Origin of the sequence: Eisenbergiella sp. OF01-20 (assembly GCF_003478085.1) — a bacterium.
Lineage (GTDB): Bacteria > Bacillota > Clostridia > Lachnospirales > Lachnospiraceae > Eisenbergiella.
Map to the genome: position 1 here is coordinate 892 of NZ_QUES01000088.1, position 895 is coordinate 1,786.

Consider the following 895-nt stretch of genomic DNA (forward strand, 5'->3'; position numbering starts at 1 on the left):
ACCGCTTCCAATTGGGATTGATGATTTTAAAAAGCTCAGAGAAAATAATTTCTTATATTATAGATAAAACGCTTCTAATTAAGGAATTATTAGATAACAGAAGCGAAGTGAGTCTTTTTACCAGACCGAGGAGATTCGGAAAAACGTTAGAACTCAGCATGCTCAGATATTATTTTGAAGCAGGAGATAAGGCGGACGAAAAGACCGCTGATAATCGTGCGCTTTTTGACGGATTAAAAATACTGGAAGCCGGCGACAAGTATACCAAACATTTATGTCAGTATCCGGTAATCAGCATTTCGCTGAAATCGGCCAGGCAGCCCGACTTTGAAAAAGCTTTTGTTATGTTAAAACGGCAGATTGCAGAGGAATTCCGCAGACATAAATATGTGGCGGATAATCTGGAGGGAAACGATGAGAGAAGATATCATCTTATCATGAACGAGACTGACCAAAGCACACAATACCTGGATGCAATTGCATTCCTTTCACGTATTTTGTATGAGTATTACCAAAAGAAAGTGATAATTCTTCTGGATGAATATGACGTACCGCTGGAAAATGCCTATTTTAACGGATTTTATAATAAAATGACGGACTTTATCCGTTCGTTGTTTGAATCGGCGCTGAAGACGAACTCATACCTGGAATTCGCTGTTATTACAGGTTGCCTTCGAATCACAAAGGAAAGTATATTCACAGGTTTAAATAACCTGGAAATCGTATCAGTCATGAACAATAATTATGCGGAATACTTTGGTTTCACACAGGATGAAGTAGAAAGCATGCTATCTGCCTATGGAATAGAAGAAAAGCGCAAAGAAGTGCGGGAATGGTATGATGGATATCGATTCGGAAAGACAGAGGTTTATAACCCCTGGAGCGTCATTAATTA

General features: G+C 38.8%; 1 protein-coding gene. It reads left to right on the forward strand.

Annotation, left to right across the window (positions count from 1 at the left end; all coding sequences use genetic code 11):
• Positions 1-20: 20 nt before the first annotated feature.
• Positions 21-895 (forward strand): AAA family ATPase (locus DXA36_RS32525; RefSeq protein WP_330425144.1); only part of this gene is annotated, 875 nt, incomplete at its 3' end.